The organism is Rummeliibacillus sp. TYF-LIM-RU47 (assembly GCF_008638315.1).
In the GTDB taxonomy this organism is placed as follows: domain Bacteria; phylum Bacillota; class Bacilli; order Bacillales_A; family Planococcaceae; genus Rummeliibacillus; species Rummeliibacillus stabekisii.
The window spans coordinates 1,171,396-1,188,089 of record NZ_VVIR01000001.1 but is presented as its reverse complement, the minus strand read 5'-3'; the positions used below and the strand labels follow the sequence as shown (position 1 = coordinate 1,188,089).

The window sequence follows — 16,694 nt, the reverse complement described above, 5'->3', positions numbered from 1 at the left end:
TCTTCGGATGTGTGCGGCTTCATTTTATGTTTTATATTGCCCTTTCCATTTCCCTTCTATTTAACTTTATTCTAATTCACTACTATAATAGAAATTTACCTAGTAGAAATACTCTTAAATAATACTTTTTACATATAAACCTTCAAATTATTTATAAATTTTAGTTTGATTTATTCATAAAAATAACTTATTATAAACAGGAATAATTTCGAAGGAGTAAAATGAATGAAAAAGACCCTACAAATTGGTATAGCTGCAGCTTTAGCTACAACTACGTTTTTTGGTGCTACAATCTCTAAAAATGATGAAGATGTTCAAGCTCGTAGTATCTATTCAAATTGCACTGCTTTTAACGGAAAATACGCTCACGGAGTGAAAGTTTCGGCTAAAACGAAAAATACAGTACACAAGCGCAATGGCAGCGTAGTTTATGAATACTCACGCGCATATGTTTCCGCAAGTATTTACAAAAAAGCCATGAAACAAAACCGTGATTTAGATAGAGATAAAGATGGAATAGCTTGTGAACGCTAAAAATATCATATAACTTCTATTTAATTTAAAAGCCTGTCTCCGTGTATACGAGACAGGCTTTCATTGTATATCTAATTTAGAAAACGTCTCTTTGTAGAAATAAAAATTTTTACGAAATCTTTGTAACGAAAAGGAGATTTTTTAGATATATGAGTTGAAAGGAGGTAAAACATGAACGAGTTAACGGAAATTTATGAAAAATACGGCGAACAAGTTTTTAAATATTTATATGTCTTATGCCGTAATACAGACATTGCAGAGGAACTGACACAAGAGACTTTTTATCAGGCTGTTCGTTCAATAGATAGTTATAATGGAAAATGCAAAATGTCAGTTTGGCTTTGTCAAATTGCAAAGTATACATACTATAAGTACGTGGATAAGCAGGTTAAACAACCGCAATCATCTCACCTAACGAATCAAATACCCTCTGCAGAAAGTCAAATTATTGAAAGTGAAAATAAAATTACACTTTACCGGAAAATTCATTTGTTAGAAGAGCCATTTAAAGAAATTGTGTTACTTCGAATACTAGGTGCATTGTCGTTTAAAGAAATCGGTGATATTTATCTAAAAAATGAGAATTGGGCAAGAGTTACTTTTTATCGAGCCAAAGTAAAATTAAAAGAGAGTGAGTGAGTGTACATGAATAATGAATGTCCTATAGTGCATGATTTATCTTCATCCTATATTGACAAAGTATGTAGTGAGGAAAGTTCAAGATTTATAGAACAGCATATAAGCACTTGTAAATCCTGTGCAGAACTTTTAAAAGAAATGCATAATGAAATCAATATTCATAAACAACAAGAATTCTCGAGTCGTTTAGAACAAAAGAAACCATTTCAAAAATTAGCGTGCTATTTTAATGCTCAGAACAGATTCATGAAATTTTCAGGTTATTCGTTTTGGATTACACTTATTATTACTTTGGGTTTTTTTATAAACTCTGTAGGTGTATTTACACAAATTAATCGTGAGAAAGAAAAAGTAAAACTAATAGACCAAGAACAACATGAGATCATGGAAAAGTCCTTCTCGATATTAACAGATAGTTCACACATAGATACTAAATCACTTCAAGATGTTTTCCAAGAATATAAAGGAAAATTAAAATTTCTAGCTGTATTTTCAGAGCAGAATATAGAGGATAGTACAGTATTGAAAGAAGGTCCGACGTATACTTACCCTATTGACTATTCACAAGCAAAACTTATTATCGGAGAAAAAGGAAAGATTACACAACCAATCAATCCACATAATTATGATATTGGAACAGTAGCTATGGCAGATGATCAATGGATAGTGCAATATGAATACAAGGAATCCTATCTCAAAACAGTTGAAAATGCATTTCAACTTAAACACTATGCCCCTTCTACCTGGACAGTCTTTCAGATACCAATAACAGTAATGTTTATACCTATAATTCTTGCAACGTACTGGTTTATTCAAAAACGAATTATAAAACAAATGAAGAATAATTAAACTAACTAAATATTCACTTCCATTTCTAAAATATTAAATTGAAGGTAAAGTCTTAGATTAAACTAATAATCTTAGGGTATTTAAAGATTAAGTTAGGAGTGTGAGGAAAAGATGATGTTAACTATTACACTTAAAGTTATTCTAGGCTTTATAGCACTTATGCTAGTAATTCGCTTAATGGGAAAAAAGGAACTCTCTGAAGTTACTCCTTTCGATATAGTCTTTTTATTGATGCTGGGAGGTATCCTTGAAGAAACTCTTTATGATAACAAGGTACAGGTATGGCATTTTCTCTATGCAATTATTTTATGGACTGTACTGAGCCTTATTACAAATCTTGTCGTTAGGAAATTTGATAAATTACGTCCGTTTATTAAAGGAGAACCATCAATTCTTATAAATAAAGGTGTCTTAGATATAAAAGAATTAAAGAAAAATAAAATGGAAACTGAACAATTGCTTTCCTTGCTTCGTCAGCAAGGGATTTTTTCTATTAGAGAAGTAAAATATGTGATTTTGGAACCCGGAGGTCAAATTAGTGTAATGAAGAAGGATTCATCCGATCAAATAACGACTGATACATTGCCTCGCCTGCTTATAGACGAGGGACAAATCGTAAATAGAACATTAAATCAAATTAGAAAGAATGAACAATGGGTCATTAATTTATTAAAAAAAGAAGGCTACGAGGATATTAAAAAAGTTTACTATGCAGAATGGTCTGAGGGTAAAGGCCTTTATGTTCAATGCAACGAATAGTTAGTGCTGAAAGAGGATAATAGATTAGGAAATTAGGGAAATTAATAAATATCAAATAACAAAAGCCTGTCATATCTTGCTATGACAGGCTTTTCGCTACACATTCCGGACATTTTCCGTAAATTTCAAATTTATGACTATCAATTTCATAACCAGGCAACTGTTCTTGTAACATATCCATTGGGCAAAGGTGAATTTCTTTAATATTGCCGCATACCATACAAATGAAATGGTGATGATGGTGTTCGGTTTCACATTGCATACGGAAGTGGCGTTCACTATTAAGCTCGGTTTCTTCCAGTATACCTAGATCCACAAATGTTGCTAGATTGCGATAAATAGTATCAAAGCTCATGCCAGGATAATCCTTCTTCATCACATCCAACAAATCTCTTGCAGTTAAATATTTACCCGTTTTCGTGAACATGTCTAAAATCTGTTCACGTTTGTCCGTTTTTTTGTAGCCACTTTCCTTCAGTATATCCCATGCTTTCGATATATTCATGAGAATGCCTCCTTAACTCTTTTTCGCACGAATAGCTATAGCAGCTTTCTTTCCGACAATAACGAATAGTAAAATGATAATAGATGTCACTACGATTGTTCCGCCTGGTGCCAAGTTTAAATAGAAGGCTGAAATCAAACCAATCATAACAGCCAGCTCCCCAAACAAAATTGCAAAGAAAATCGTTTGTTTAAATCCTTTGGCAATGCGGAGACTTGCAGCTACTGGCAATGTAATAAGTGATGACACCAGTAAAATTCCGACAATCCGCATACTTGCTGCAATGACTAATGCCGTCACAATCATAAAAAGAAAATGAATCCATTTTGCAGGAAGTCCGCTTGCTTTCGCATATTCCTCATCAAATGATAAAACAAATAGCTCTTTATAAAAGAAATAAACAAAAACAACTACTAATATAGCGATCGATAGGACTACCCAAAGATCCTGTCTACTTACAGCTGATACAGATCCAAATAAATAACTGAATAAATCAGTACTAAAACCTTGTGCAAGAGAAATAAAAATTGCACTAACACCAAGGCCAGCCGACATAATAATAGGAATAGCCAATTCTTCAAAATGCTTATATAAACGACGTAATCGTTCAATTACCATTGAACCGCCGACAGCAGACAGAATTCCTAAATAAATCGGATTTAATAAAGCCAATGCTGAGAATGTTTGGCTGAGATATAAGCTTCCAGCTATTCCGGCTAAAGTTACATGGCTTAACGCATCTGCAATTACAGATAAACGACGTACTACAATGAAAACTCCTAATAACGGAGCGATGACGCCAATAATCATGCCTGACAGAAATGCATTTTGTAAAAAATCATAATGCAATATAGATGAAATCATTATTTATTCTCCTTCTTCATATGAGGAAGTTGGCGTACCGAATGGCCATACCATTCATTACGCTGATCTGCTGATATCGAATCATAGTTATCTTTATAGCCATGAAAATGAATCGTTTTGTTTAAACAAGCAACATGGCTGATCGTATCCGTCAGTGTGTCCACATCATGTGTTACCAAAATCATTGTAATTCGCAGTTCCTCATTTAAATGATAGAGCATATCATAGAATGACTGTACATTTTCGTAGTCTATTCCGACAGTTGGCTCATCTAGAATAAGCAGTTTTGGTTCTGCAATCAGCGCCCGTGCTATAAATACACGTTGTTGCTGGCCTCCTGAAAGCTCGCCTATATTGCGATTTGCAAATTGTTCCATGCCTACAGCATGCAATGCCTCGAACACTCGCTCTTCCTTATTGGGAAGATGTCTTTTGAACAATCCGATTTTTTTAGTTAGGCCGCTTGCTACTACTTCTTTTACTGTTGCTGGGAAACCCGCATTAAATGAATTCGATTTTTGCGACACATAACCGATCCACTCTCGATGTTTAAATGATGTACTCTTTTCCCCGAACAGTTTTACAGAGCCCTTTGTAGGCTTTAATAGACCCAAGATAATTTTAAGCAGTGTAGATTTGCCAGAGCCATTTGGACCAAGCAACGCAAGAAAGTCGCCTTCTCGCACAACAAGCGATATATTATGTAACACTTCCTGATATTCATACTGAAACGAAACATCTTCTAGTTCTATTAATGGCTGTTTCAATTAGCCTCACTTCTTTCTAATTCATAATCATTACGATTTATGTCAAATAGTATAGCGAATTGAAGGTGCTTTGTAAAGACAATTACATTAAAGGGGATAAGCGAATGGATTATTTAGCATTAATTAGTGAAATGAATCGAAAAACGGATAAGGAGCTTGCTGAATATGCCAAAGTTCATCAGATTCCACTTTCGAAAAAAGAAATACAAAAACTGCGCCCACTTCTTTCAAAATTTTCGTTTCAATGGGTCCTGACAGGGATTCCGGATAAAGTCCTGAGAGAAGTGGAAGAAATTCTAGGCAAGAAGAAAACAAAAGAATTATTAGGCAAATATGCAAAATATCTTTAATCATTAATAGAAGGCAAAGCAAAAGGCGAAATGCATGAAAAATGCATTTCGCCTTAATTTTGTTCTGTTGCTTTGTTAGTTTCATTATACTGGTCTAACCCCATGTTTACGTTCTGTAAATGATATATCTTTCGTTTTATAGGCTTCGAATCTCGCTTCTAATGTTGTCCGCAACTCATTTGGTTGTATAACATCATCAATTATGAGCTCAGATGCTAAACGATAAACATCAATTTCAGCGCGATATTCATTTCGCTTTTCTTCAATAAATGCAGCTTGCTCTTCTTTAGGTAACTGTGCGATTTTATTCGCATAGACTGCATTTACGGCTGCTTCAGGACCCATTACAGCAATTTGGGCAGTAGATAAGGCGATGCACGCATCTGGCTCAAATGCCGGACCAGCCATTGCATACAAACCAGCACCATATGCTTTTCGAACGATGACAGTTACTTTTGGAACTGTTGCTTCACTCATTGCAAAAATCATCTTTGCGCCATGGCGAATAATGCCCAGCTTCTCTACTTGAGTACCAATCATGAACCCTGGTACGTCGGCTAAGAATAAAAGCGGTATATGGAAAGCATCGCAAAGTTGGATGAATTTTGCCGCTTTATCCGCTGAATCATGGAATAAGACACCACCCTTAACTCTCGGTTGGTTAGCGATAATACCGACTGATTGGCCGTTAATTCGCGCAAGACCTGTAATAAGCTCAGCAGCAAAAAGCTTTTTCACTTCACAGAAAGATCCCTCATCAACAATTCGGTCAATCAGGTCATACATATTAAATGGTACATTCTGATTGGCAGGAATAATCTCTTCAATCGTTTTTTCAAAGTTCGCTGGCAGTTTAGGCTCTTCTACTACCGGTTTACTTTTAAAGTTATCAGGAAAATAAGAAATATATTGGCGTGCGTAGGCAATTGCTTCTTGTTCTGTTTTTGCTAAAACATCGCCACATCCAGATGTAGTGCAATGCATTTTTGCTCCGCCCATTGTTTCTAAGTCTACTTTTTCCCCAATAACCATCTCAGCCATCCGAGGCGATCCTAAATACATGGAAGCATTCTTTTCAACCATGACCACGATATCACAAAACGCAGGAATATAAGCGCCGCCAGCTGCTGACGGACCAAATAACAAGCAGATTTGCGGTATGCGTCCGGATAGTTTGACTTGGTTATAAAAAATACGTCCTGCTCCCCTTCTTCCAGGGAACATTTCAAGCTGATCTGTAATTCTCGCGCCTGCTGAATCGACTAAATAAAATAGCGGTACGCCTAGTTTTTCGGCAGTCTCTTGAATTCGAATGATTTTTTCAACAGTGCGGGCCCCCCATGAGCCAGCTTTGACTGTTGAATCATTAGCCATAACACAAACCGTACGTCCATGGATTTTTCCTATGCCTGTAACCACACCGTCTGCCGGCAAATCTTTCGCTAAAACATTGGCAAACGTTCCATCTTCAGCTAATATACCATCATCAAAAAGTAATTCAAGACGTTCACGAACAAAGAGTTTCCCTTGTTCACTATTTTTCACATGATACTTTTCGTTTCCACCTTTTTGAATCGTCTCTTTCATCTCATCATGTTTAGAGCGTGTTGTTAGTTCTGCCATTTCTGTCATCCCCCTTATTTTCCTTGATAAACAGGTGTTCGTTTTTCTTGGAAAGCCTTTAACCCTTCTAAACGGTCTTCAGTGGGTAGCAATCTGCTATAGGCAAGTGATTCAATTTGCAAAGCTGTAGCAATATCTGTTTGCATCCCATGATTTATCGCTGTTTTGGCTTGTTCCAAAGAAAGTGGCGCATTTTTGGCTATTTCTTTCGCAAGTGCTACAGCTTTATCCCATACATTGTCCGGTTCTTCTACATATTCCACTATTCCATAGTCCTTTGCTTCCTCTGCAGTTAGACGGCGAGCTGTGTATATTAATTCTTTTGCTTTCCCAACACCAATCAATCGAGGTAAACGCTGTGTACCGCCAGCTCCTGGAATAATACCTAATGAAGTTTCAGTTAAGCCTAGCTTTGCCGCACTACTAGCAATACGCAAATCACAGGCAAGGGCTAATTCAAGCCCACCACCAAACGCTACCCCATTGATAGCTGCAATAACAGGTTTAGAAATGGACTCAAAATGAGAGACGGTTTGGCCAATAAGAGCCACTGTTTGTTTTGTTTCCAACTCCGTCATACCATGCCGCTCTTTCAAATCTGCCCCTGCACAAAATGCTTTCTGACCTTTTCCTGAAACAATCACTACACGAACAGACGGATTGTATTGAACTTCATCCAATACATCGTTGATTTCTTGTAGCATCTTTCGAGATAAGGCATTCGCTGCCTCAGCTCTATTGAACAGAATAGTGGCGATGCCTGCTTCAACCTCAAGCTTTACATACTCCGCCATGATTCTCCTCCCCTCTCGCTACTGCTACTAATTTAGAATGTAATGGTTTCCCCAGTTTTTCTTCCACATACAATGCAGTTTGCACAATTTTTTCTCGCTGAATCCCCGTTTGAATACCCATGCCTTCGAGCAAATATAGTAAATCCTCAGTGGCCACATTTCCCGATGCACCATGTGCATATGGGCATCCACCAAGCCCTCCGATAGAACTGTCAAACTTTTGAATGCCATGTGCAAGGCTTGCCATTACATTAGCTAAGGCCATCCCTCGAGTATCATGGAAGTGCATCGCTAATTGATCTGTATTAAAATGGCGTGTCATTTCTTCTAAGAGAGCATCAACTTGAGTAGGAACACCTACTCCAATCGTATCACCCAGTGAAATTTCTGAGACCCCCATTTCAAATAGCTTCTCCGCTACCCTTGCGACCTGGACTGGTGAAACCAATCCATCATATGGGCAAGCAATAACAGTTGAGATATAGCCTCGAACTGTTTTCCCTGCCGCAAGTGCGCCTTCTGCTACTTCCTTTAACACAGGGTAAGTCTCAACAATCGATTTGTTAATGTTTGCTTTGTTGTGCCCTTCGCTAGCAGACATAAAGATACTTACTTCATCAATGTCAGCGTCTATTGCACGTTCTAATCCTTTGCTATTCGGCACGAGAGCACCATATGTAATTCCTTTTTTACGCTTAATTCCTTTTAAAACTTCTACTGCATCAGCTAGCTGCGGAATCCATTTTGGATGGACAAAGCTTGTAACTTCAATGTAATTAAGTCCTGTTTCGCTTAAGCGATCTATCAGTTCAATCTTGTCATTTGTATTAATAAGTGTTTTTTCATTCTGTAAACCATCGCGTGGACCAACTTCTTTCACTTGGACGCTTGATGGAAGTTTAATCATTCTCAATCTCCAATAAGTCGTCGTCTACGTTAATAAAATTACCTTCCGCAGCGATTACATTTTTCACTGTTCCAGCTTCTTCTGCTGCTATGGGAATTTCCATTTTCATTGATTCCAGGATGACGACATCCTGTCCTGCTTCTACGCGCTCTCCTTCTGAAACTAAAATTTTCCACACTGTTCCTGCCATACTTGCTTTTACTGTTGTCATCATAAATCCCTCCGATTAAAATAGTAGATAGAGAGGTGGTACACTCCTAGTGAACGAAGGCAAAGTTCTGGATTTCTATGTGCCCCCTCTCTATTTTTTTATTTAGACTTTCCAACTGTTTCTTTTAAGTAATGTTCTTCTACAAATTTAGTAGTCGTTATTCCATTTCTAAACTGTTCATTTTTCACTATATCTAAAAGCATTGGAATATTTGTTTGAATTCCTTCAATTACATATTGTCCAAGCGCTTCCTCTAGCTTTTCGCAAGCTTCCAAACGATTACCTGCAAACACAACCAATTTTGCGATCATAGGGTCGTAGAATGGTGTAACTTCACTTCCCTCTTGGATTGAAATCTCGTGTCTAATCCCTTCATCCCCTGGTAACAAAAGCTTGGTAATTGTACCTGGAGAAGGGAAGAAAGTTACGGGATTTTCCGCATAAATGCGCACTTCAATTGCATGACCCTTGGCTACAATATCGTCTTTTGAAATGTTTAATACATCACCATAGGCAATTTTCAGTTGCTCCTCAACTAAGTCTAACCCTGTAATTTCTTCTGTGACTGGATGTTCAACCTGCAACCGTGTATTCATTTCTAAAAAGTAGAAGTTTTGATCCTTATCTACTAAAAATTCAATCGTACCAGCATTAGTATATTGGATGGTCTTCGCTGCATTTACTGCAGCCTCAAGCATTTTTTCTCTTGTCTCTTCTGAGATAAACGGAGAAGGAGCTTCCTCCAGTACTTTTTGGTGACGTCTTTGAATAGAACATTCCCGTTCGAATATCGGAATAATATGTCCATGCCGGTCTGCCAAAATTTGCACCTCTACATGATGTGGGTCAGCGATGAATTTTTCGATAAACATTTGCCCATTTCCAAAGAAACTTTGCGCTCTCTTTTGATTTCCTTCAAAAGCTTGGCGGAGCTCTACTTCGCTATGAACAAGCTGCATTCCTATTCCGCCTCCCCCAGCTGATGCTTTTAACATCACTGGGTAGCCCATTCTATTGGCAATTTCGACAGCCTCATCAGCGTCTTTTATTGGATCGTTCACACCATCTACAATCGGTACACCCGCTTTTTCCATTGTTCTTCGGGCTTCCAATTTACTGCCCATTGCAGCAATGACATCTGAGGATGGTCCGATAAATACCAATCCCTCTTCTTCCACACGCTTAGCAAACGCGGCATTTTCAGAAAGTAACCCATATCCTGGATGAATTGCTTCTGCACCCGCTTCCTTTGCTACTTTAACGATTGCATCGATATTTAGGTAACTCTGGGCTACCGGCGGCTTTCCTATGCAATAGCTCTCAGTTGCATCAGAAACATATAAACTATTCGCATCTGCTTCTGAATAAACAGCAATAGTTTCAATTCCAAGTTTTTGGCATGTTCTAATAATTCGCCTTGCGATTTCTCCACGATTGGCAATTAGTACTTTTTTAAACATTTGAAGCCCCCCTAGTTAATTGATTGAGAGAGTGCGTTGAATTGTTCTCTTAGTTTATACTTTTGAATTTTTCCGGACGCTGTCATCGGATACTCGTCGATAAAGAAAATATACCGCGGTATTTTATGTCTGGAGATCTTGCCATCACAAAATGTGCGAATCTCCTCTTCTGTTGCTATTTGACCATCCTTCAAAATAATCCAAGCTGCTGCTTCTTCACCGTATTTTTCGTCCGGTACACCCGCAACTTGTACGTCAAGTACTTTTGGATGCTGATATAAAAATTCTTCTATCTCGCGTGGGTAAACATTTTCCCCACCACGGATAAACATATCTTTCAATCTACCTGTTACACGTAGGTAGCCATTTTCATCCATTGTTCCCAGGTCACCTGTATGAAGCCAGTTATCTTCATCGATTGCTTCATGTGTAGCATCTGGATTTTGGTAATACCCTTTCATAACAACATAACCACGGGCACAAATTTCACCTTGTTCTCCACGCGGCAATTCTTCGTTGGTGCCTGGTTTAGCGATAATTACTTCCACATTAGGCAATGCACGACCGACTGTCTCTACTTTTAATTGAATAGGATCCTCAATCCTTGTCTGTGTAACAACAGGAGATGATTCTGTCTGTCCGTAACAAATTGTTACATCTTCCATGCCCATCACATTTATGACACCTTTCATGACTTCAATTGGACAGTTAGACCCTGCCATAACACCTGTACGAAGTGAAGAAAGATCAAATTCATGAATATTCGGCAAATTGAGTTCACTAATAAACATTGTCGGTACGCCATGAAGAGCCGTGCACTTTTCTTTCTCAACCGTTCGGAGAACTATTTCAGGATGGAATTCCTGTACAGGAACCATTGTACCGCCGACAGATGTAATGGCGAGCGTACCGATTACGCAACCGAAACAGTGGAAAAATGGTACAGGAATACAGAGTCTGTCTTCATGCGTTAACTTCATACATTCTGCAATGTTAATCCCGTTGTTAATCAAATTAGAATGCGTTAGCATAACACCCTTTGGAAAACCAGTTGTGCCAGATGTATATTGAATATTAATGACATCTTCATAAGAGAGAGAATTCTTTCGCTCTAACAGTTGTTCATCTGTTATTTCATTGCCTTTGGACAAAAATTCATCATATGAATATGTGCCAGGATAGCTTTGATCACTAATGACAACAACAGTTTTTAAATACGGCAAACTTTCACTTTGGAGTTTTCCAGGTTCACTTGTTTTGAGTTCTGGGCAAATATCATAAATAGTTTCAATAAAGGAATAGTCGCGATACTGATCAATTAAAATAATCGCGCGTGCATCAGACTGTTTCAGAAGGTACTCAAGCTCCTGTGAACGGTAATTTGTGTTGACAGTTACAAGCGGTGCACCCATCTTTCCAGAGCCAAACTGCAAACCTGGCCACTCTGGCACATTTGTTGTCCAGACGGCAAAATGATCTCCCTTTTCTAACCCAATCGCCATTAATGCTTTTGCGACGCCATTCGCATGGTCATTAAATTCAGCGTAAGTCATGCGGATATCTCTATCGGCATATACGAGCGCTTCATTTTGTGGAAGTAGTGCAGTTTTTTGATCCAATAATTCGCCTATCGTTTGGTAAACAAGTTCTGCCATCATAATCCCCCTTTATTCTCTTTTATGATAATTTAGCAGCCTAACAAGCGAGATATGACTACTCGTTGGATTTCAGAAGTACCTTCCCCAATCTCCATCAGCTTAATATCACGCAGATGTCTTTCAACATCATATTCTGCCATGTAACCATAACCGCCGTGAATTTGGATGGCTTTGTTACACGTCCTAAAGCCCATCTCTGAAGCAAAGAGTTTTGCAAATGCCGCCTCTTTTTTAAATGGTTTACCATTATCTTTTAACCAAGCAGCTTTTAGAACCATGTTTCGTGCAAGTTCTATTTCCATTGCCATATCAGACAATTTGAAGCTAATACCTTGGAATTTGGATATGGATTGACCGAATTGTGTACGTTCTTTAGAATAAGCTAGCGCTTTTTCAAATGCAGCCTGCGCAATGCCGACTGATAATGCAGCAATAGAAATGCGGCCGCCGTCTAATGTATTTAAAAATTGGCCAAATCCTTTTTTCTCATCGCCTAAAACGTTCTCTCTTGGTACACGCACATTTTCTAAAATAATTTCGCATGTATTAGATGCACGTACACCCATCTTTTGATAGTTAGAACGAATCGTAACACCCGGTGTGTTTGTTGGCACAATGATAGCAGTAATAATATTTCTGCCTTTCTCATTTTGGCCTGTAACAGCTGTAACAACTACTTGTCGGGAATACTCCGCATTAGTAATCCAACATTTCTCACCGTTGATTACCCATTCATCCCCATCTATATAGGCACGAGTACGTGTTCCTCCAGCATCTGATCCAGCATTCGGCTCCGTTAATCCAAATGCACCTAGTGTTTTACCTTGTGCCATCGGAACTAAAAATTCTTGTTTTTGTTCTTCTGTTCCAAAATTATAAAAAGGCGTAGCGCCAAGGCTAACTGCAGCTGCATAGCTTAAACCAGTACCGCCGCAAGCACGTCCGATTTCTTCAACTGCTAATGCATATGAAACAATATCTCCGCCTGCCCCACCATATTCTTCTGGGAATGGGATACCGAGCAATCCTAATTCGCCCATTTTGTCGAAGCTCTCTTTTCTAAATGAATGAGTTTCATCTAGTTCACGAGCATATGGCTCAATTTCAGCTTTTGCAAAATCGCGTACCATATCACGGATCATACGTTGTTCTTTTGTTAATTCAAAGTTCATCTTTATTTCCCCCTTGTGTATAGACCGACTAGTCGGTTTGTAAAACAGAAAATGAAAATCCCCTTATTCAATAATCAAAAGTTGTTGTTTTAATGCTTCTTCGTAGCCTTCCTTTGTTACAATTCCCCGTAGTATTATATCGTTAAAATAAGACGTGATTTGCTGCATTGTCATTGGTCCGTTCTGCCTGTACCATTTATATGTCCAGTTGACGAGACCGATGATTGCCATTGTGGTCATACTTGTTGAAATTTCTTTCCGAAATGAACCAAATTTCACCCCATCACTAATGACTTGCTCAATTAGCTTCTGATATTCAGTTCGTTTTTCGTTTATAACCTCCTTGTATTCATCCGGCAAATACGTTCCTTCGTTATAGAAGACAGTAATATGCCGTTGATAGTAATCAAAAACATATGTAAACGCATACAACATTGCTACCACTTTTTCAATCGGCGTTTCATGCGTATCATAAGCTTCCTTTGTTTTTTTTAAGACAACGGAAATAAAAACATCGTGTATCTCGTAGAGAAGAGCGTCTTTCGATTTATAATTATGATAAAAGCCGCCTTTTGATGTCTGTGCTGCTTCGACTATTTCGTCAATTGTGACGCCGTGGTAACCTTTCTCATGAAACAAATCTAACGCTGTTTCAAGAATTCTTTCTTTCACCGATTGCTTTGTCATTTAACCTTCACCTACAACTAGCTAACTAAATTTAATTCAGAAAATTTACTATTTACTGTATTTTCAATATAACATAACAGATAATTCAAGTCTAGTAAACAGTTAGTAATTTCTACCTTATTCGTAAATTCTCTCGTTTAGTTGATAATCTTAAAGTAAAAGACTATTTATCGTATTTTACTTTGCCCCACTTCTATTTAAAAAGCACACCCTAACTATTCTTGTGAAAATAGTTAGAGTGTGCACTTCTCTGTTCTTATATATTCTCTTTATTGATTTGATAATAAACGGTTTCAACAAATTCTTTATATGGTGAATCAGGCATTAGCTGCATATTTTGTTTCGCTATTTTTACCAGTTGCTTTGCTATTTTTTCGTTTCCGATTACCTGCTCACATAAGGCCCTATAGGCATCTTTAACATACAGTATTGAGAGATCAAACGGATGGTGAATGGAATGATGAATGCAAACTCCTTTAAATACTTCAATTGCTTCTTCATAGCGCTTTAAACCATATAATGCTTTTCCTTTTTCAATACGTAAGAAGTCTAACGATACTTTATCCATAACATGCTCAACTAGCGCATTGTTAATAAGTTCTAACGCTTTTGTATAATCCTTATCATTGTCTATTACATAATGAATCTGAATAAAACATAAAATCCACTTCGTAATGTTATCTTCCGCAAAATCGCTGTATTGCTGTAGCTTCTTCTCATAATAATAAAAAGCCTCTTGATCTTTATCATTCATTGCCTGAAATGCAGCTAATCTGTATAAATGGTCAATTCGATAAAAAATACGCTCTTTTTTTGAATAATGAATTGCTTTGTTCATGACACGGATAGCTTCTTTTGAATCCCCAACTGCAAATCTCATAATAGCTTCATAATAATCTAAATCCAGTTTTGTAAGTGCATCGATATAATCACCTTGCCGCTCTATCAACATGCGCTCATTCAATAGTTTTTGTAATGCTTCCTGATACTGATGTTGGGCAAACAATACATTCACACGAAACAACACCATGCCTGCTTGTCTAGCAGTAATATTTAGATCATCATAAATAGCTGATGCTCGATCTGCTGTATCCTGCCATCCCTCTAATTGCAGATAATGAAGGATTCGACTGTAAATCTCAAGCAGCCTTGCTGCCTCATACCCTTGTGTAAGCTTTGGTAAGAATGGCTTGATCTTCTCAATCCAAGCATTATAATCTGGTTCAACTTGTTCTTTTAAGAGTTGCTCTCCTTCGTGCAATAACTCCTGAAATTCCTGAATGCTTATTTCTCCCCATAATTCCGATATTTCAACTTCCAATCGTCGCGCTAGATATTGTAAGTTTTCGATAGATGGATTTGCCTTATTATTTTCGATTAAGCTAAGCATTCCCTTAGTCATTTGGTCTCCAGCACATGCTTCTAATGTTAATCGATGTTTTTTACGAAGATTGCGGATACGTTCGCCAAGAGTATTCATGCAATTCAGCTCCTATTACATTTAACTAGTTTAATTATATTAAACTTTTACTTTAAATGAAAGGTCATTTGTGATATCCTTTGTTTAATTAAATTAAACTTTCAGAAAGGATTGAATAATTTGAACGATGGTTTGAAATTAAAAAAAGCTACCTACCATTTGTGGACATTTACTGCGAGCAAGATGATCAGCACTTTTGGAGCTCAAGTCTACGCATTTGCAATCAGTTTTTATATTTTGAAAATGACAGGCTCTGCTTCCAGTTTTGCGACTAATCTAATTTGTAATATCCTACCGCGAACATTAATCGGACCTTTTGCAGGTTATATTGCAGACACTTATTCTCGCAAAGTAATTGTTATAGCAGCCCAGCTTGTTTCCACAGTAGCTATTTTTGGATTGCTGCTCTATAGCCTTTTTTATACTTTATCTTTACCAGCAATTTATATTACGACTGTTATTCTCTCCATTGCATCTACTTTTTCCAGCGTTGGTTTTACTTCATCAATTACTGGGTTGGTCGATGAAAAGCGAATTCAAAAGGCGATGTCTTTAAACCAAATGGCTTCTTCTATGGCCACTGTTGCGAGTCCTGCGATTGGTGGAGTATTATACGGAGCTGTTTCTATACCTTTTTTTCTTGCAATCTATGGGGTTTCTTCATTACTTGGCGCGATCATTGAATCAACGATGAATTTTTCACTTTTCGCAAATCGAAATGTAGAAAAATCTACAGTTGCTAAAGAATCCATGTTTGCCAGCATTAAAGATGGAATTTCTTATATACGGCTTCAGCCTATTTTAATGGCCATCATATGGACTGCTCTTCTTATAAACTTTTTCATGGGAGCGCTTCAAGTAGGTTATTCATTCTTACTAATAGAGAAATTAAAAATCATTTCTTCTCACTTTGGTTTCATTGAAGGTGCTATGGCAGCCGGGATGCTTTTCATCTCTGGATATTTAGCTACAAGGAAGGAATTTCAATCACCACTTATCATTTCAAAAAGGGGCATTGCTGGATTAGGCATTTTAATGTCATTGGTAACCCTACCATTGCTTGTTCCTCTCCCCTATCGCGGAATGTTTGCGTTTTATGCATCCCTATCTTTACTAAACGGTGCTTTATTACCATTAATAAATACGCCGCTGCAAGTTCTTATGATGAAGCTAATCGATGATGATTACAAAGGGCGTGTGTTTTCTATTTTAGAAACAATGGCTATGGCATTAATGCCAGCCGCCATGATTTTATTTGGATTTCTTTATGAGGTTCTCCCTGCTCCTTGGATCTTATTTGGCTCAAGCTTTCTACTTATACTAACTGTTTCTATTCTTATGAGACCTTCTGTCATTCGGAATGCTACAACCTTTGATCAGAAGCCCGTGAACGAGCAAACAAATAGGGCAATAAGCTGAATAATTTTTCACTCTT

At 37.6% G+C, this 16,694-nt stretch carries 18 protein-coding genes; 6 read left to right on the top strand and 12 right to left on the bottom strand.

Going from position 1 to position 16,694, the window contains the following annotated elements:
• Nucleotides 1–225 precede the first annotated feature (225 nt).
• From F0527_RS05875 to F0527_RS05860, 4 genes are all read left to right on the top strand, one after another.
• Entirely contained in the window at nucleotides 226–534 is a 309-nt protein-coding gene (locus F0527_RS05875; RefSeq protein WP_150284099.1) for an excalibur calcium-binding domain-containing protein, read from the top strand.
• A gap of 171 nt (nucleotides 535–705) precedes the next feature.
• A complete protein-coding gene (locus tag F0527_RS05870) occupies nucleotides 706–1,173 on the top strand; it encodes an RNA polymerase sigma factor (protein WP_150284098.1) in 468 nt (155 codons plus the stop codon).
• A gap of 6 nt (nucleotides 1,174–1,179) precedes the next feature.
• Nucleotides 1,180–2,022, top strand: coding sequence for a zf-HC2 domain-containing protein (locus tag F0527_RS05865; protein ID WP_150284097.1), 843 nt, complete (start codon nucleotides 1,180–1,182; stop codon nucleotides 2,020–2,022).
• A gap of 111 nt (nucleotides 2,023–2,133) precedes the next feature.
• Nucleotides 2,134–2,781: a DUF421 domain-containing protein gene (locus F0527_RS05860; protein ID WP_150284096.1), complete on the top strand. Its 648-nt coding sequence runs from the start codon at nucleotides 2,134–2,136 to the stop codon at nucleotides 2,779–2,781.
• 79 nt (nucleotides 2,782–2,860) lie between these two features.
• Here the strand turns inward: F0527_RS05860 and F0527_RS05855 are convergent, their stop codons facing one another.
• The 3 genes from F0527_RS05855 to F0527_RS05845 are packed head-to-tail and all read right to left on the bottom strand — an operon-like array spanning nucleotide 2,861 to nucleotide 4,917.
• Nucleotides 2,861–3,286 carry a Fur family transcriptional regulator gene (locus F0527_RS05855; protein WP_066786515.1) on the bottom strand — a complete coding sequence of 142 codons (426 nt, stop codon included), beginning with the start codon at nucleotides 3,284–3,286 and terminating at the stop codon, nucleotides 2,861–2,863.
• Between the two features lie 12 nt (nucleotides 3,287–3,298).
• Nucleotides 3,299–4,150 (bottom strand): metal ABC transporter permease, encoded by an 852-nt coding sequence (locus tag F0527_RS05850; RefSeq protein WP_150284095.1) that lies wholly within the window; start codon nucleotides 4,148–4,150, stop codon nucleotides 3,299–3,301.
• A complete protein-coding gene (locus F0527_RS05845; protein WP_147193695.1) occupies nucleotides 4,150–4,917 on the bottom strand; it encodes a metal ABC transporter ATP-binding protein in 768 nt (255 codons plus the stop codon). Before F0527_RS05845 ends, F0527_RS05850 begins: the two co-directional genes overlap by 1 nt.
• A gap of 104 nt (nucleotides 4,918–5,021) precedes the next feature.
• Here F0527_RS05845 and F0527_RS05840 point away from each other — a divergent pair, with 104 nt between their 5' ends.
• Entirely contained in the window at nucleotides 5,022–5,267 is a 246-nt protein-coding gene (locus tag F0527_RS05840) for a DUF2624 family protein (protein WP_066786506.1), read from the top strand.
• 84 nt (nucleotides 5,268–5,351) lie between these two features.
• Here F0527_RS05840 and F0527_RS05835 read toward each other — a convergent pair whose 3' ends face one another.
• The 9 genes from F0527_RS05835 to F0527_RS05795 form a co-directional block, all read right to left on the bottom strand.
• Complete coding sequence (locus tag F0527_RS05835) at nucleotides 5,352–6,890, bottom strand: acyl-CoA carboxylase subunit beta (protein ID WP_150284094.1); 1,539 nt, start codon at nucleotides 6,888–6,890, stop codon at nucleotides 5,352–5,354.
• 14 nt (nucleotides 6,891–6,904) lie between these two features.
• A complete protein-coding gene (locus F0527_RS05830) occupies nucleotides 6,905–7,684 on the bottom strand; it encodes an enoyl-CoA hydratase (RefSeq protein WP_150284093.1) in 780 nt (259 codons plus the stop codon).
• Complete coding sequence (locus F0527_RS05825; RefSeq protein ID WP_150284916.1) at nucleotides 7,662–8,588, bottom strand: hydroxymethylglutaryl-CoA lyase; 927 nt, start codon at nucleotides 8,586–8,588, stop codon at nucleotides 7,662–7,664. Before F0527_RS05825 ends, F0527_RS05830 begins: the two co-directional genes overlap by 23 nt.
• Nucleotides 8,584–8,802 (bottom strand): acetyl-CoA carboxylase biotin carboxyl carrier protein subunit, encoded by a 219-nt coding sequence (locus F0527_RS05820; protein ID WP_066786491.1) that lies wholly within the window; start codon nucleotides 8,800–8,802, stop codon nucleotides 8,584–8,586. Before F0527_RS05820 ends, F0527_RS05825 begins: the two co-directional genes overlap by 5 nt.
• 98 nt (nucleotides 8,803–8,900) lie before the next feature.
• Nucleotides 8,901–10,262, bottom strand: coding sequence for an acetyl-CoA carboxylase biotin carboxylase subunit (locus F0527_RS05815; RefSeq protein WP_150284092.1), 1,362 nt, complete (start codon nucleotides 10,260–10,262; stop codon nucleotides 8,901–8,903).
• Nucleotides 10,263–10,273: 11 nt separating this feature from the next.
• Nucleotides 10,274–11,917: an AMP-binding protein gene (locus F0527_RS05810; protein WP_150284091.1), complete on the bottom strand. Its 1,644-nt coding sequence runs from the start codon at nucleotides 11,915–11,917 to the stop codon at nucleotides 10,274–10,276.
• 32 nt (nucleotides 11,918–11,949) lie between these two features.
• Complete coding sequence (locus F0527_RS05805) at nucleotides 11,950–13,092, bottom strand: acyl-CoA dehydrogenase family protein (protein ID WP_147193710.1); 1,143 nt, start codon at nucleotides 13,090–13,092, stop codon at nucleotides 11,950–11,952.
• Nucleotides 13,093–13,155: 63 nt separating this feature from the next.
• Entirely contained in the window at nucleotides 13,156–13,779 is a 624-nt protein-coding gene (locus F0527_RS05800) for a TetR/AcrR family transcriptional regulator (RefSeq protein WP_150284090.1), read from the bottom strand.
• A 256-nt stretch (nucleotides 13,780–14,035) separates the two neighbouring features.
• Nucleotides 14,036–15,259 (bottom strand): helix-turn-helix domain-containing protein, encoded by a 1,224-nt coding sequence (locus F0527_RS05795; protein ID WP_150284089.1) that lies wholly within the window; start codon nucleotides 15,257–15,259, stop codon nucleotides 14,036–14,038.
• Nucleotides 15,260–15,379: 120 nt separating this feature from the next.
• Between F0527_RS05795 and F0527_RS05790 the strand changes: the two genes are divergently transcribed.
• On the top strand, nucleotides 15,380–16,678 hold the full coding sequence (locus tag F0527_RS05790; RefSeq protein ID WP_150284088.1) for an MFS transporter: 1,299 nt from the start codon (nucleotides 15,380–15,382) through the stop codon (nucleotides 16,676–16,678).
• Nucleotides 16,679–16,694: the final 16 nt, after the last annotated feature.

Bases quoted from the DNA above. Each gene is read 5' to 3' on its own strand.
- F0527_RS05875 (WP_150284099.1), top strand. From the start codon at position 226: ATGAAAAAGACCCTACAAATTGGTATAGCTGCAGCTTTAGCTACAACT.
- F0527_RS05870 (WP_150284098.1), top strand. From the start codon at position 706: ATGAACGAGTTAACGGAAATTTATGAAAAATACGGCGAACAAGTTTTT.
- F0527_RS05865 (WP_150284097.1), top strand. From the start codon at position 1,180: ATGAATAATGAATGTCCTATAGTGCATGATTTATCTTCATCCTATATT.
- F0527_RS05860 (WP_150284096.1), top strand. From the start codon at position 2,134: ATGATGTTAACTATTACACTTAAAGTTATTCTAGGCTTTATAGCACTT.
- F0527_RS05855 (WP_066786515.1), bottom strand. From the start codon at position 3,286: ATGAATATATCGAAAGCATGGGATATACTGAAGGAAAGTGGCTACAAA.
- F0527_RS05850 (WP_150284095.1), bottom strand. From the start codon at position 4,150: ATGATTTCATCTATATTGCATTATGATTTTTTACAAAATGCATTTCTG.
- F0527_RS05840 (WP_066786506.1), top strand. From the start codon at position 5,022: ATGGATTATTTAGCATTAATTAGTGAAATGAATCGAAAAACGGATAAG.
- F0527_RS05835 (WP_150284094.1), bottom strand. From the start codon at position 6,890: ATGGCAGAACTAACAACACGCTCTAAACATGATGAGATGAAAGAGACG.
- F0527_RS05830 (WP_150284093.1), bottom strand. From the start codon at position 7,684: ATGGCGGAGTATGTAAAGCTTGAGGTTGAAGCAGGCATCGCCACTATT.
- F0527_RS05820 (WP_066786491.1), bottom strand. From the start codon at position 8,802: ATGACAACAGTAAAAGCAAGTATGGCAGGAACAGTGTGGAAAATTTTA.
- F0527_RS05815 (WP_150284092.1), bottom strand. From the start codon at position 10,262: ATGTTTAAAAAAGTACTAATTGCCAATCGTGGAGAAATCGCAAGGCGA.
- F0527_RS05810 (WP_150284091.1), bottom strand. From the start codon at position 11,917: ATGGCAGAACTTGTTTACCAAACGATAGGCGAATTATTGGATCAAAAA.
- F0527_RS05805 (WP_147193710.1), bottom strand. From the start codon at position 13,092: ATGAACTTTGAATTAACAAAAGAACAACGTATGATCCGTGATATGGTA.
- F0527_RS05800 (WP_150284090.1), bottom strand. From the start codon at position 13,779: ATGACAAAGCAATCGGTGAAAGAAAGAATTCTTGAAACAGCGTTAGAT.
- F0527_RS05795 (WP_150284089.1), bottom strand. From the start codon at position 15,259: ATGAATACTCTTGGCGAACGTATCCGCAATCTTCGTAAAAAACATCGA.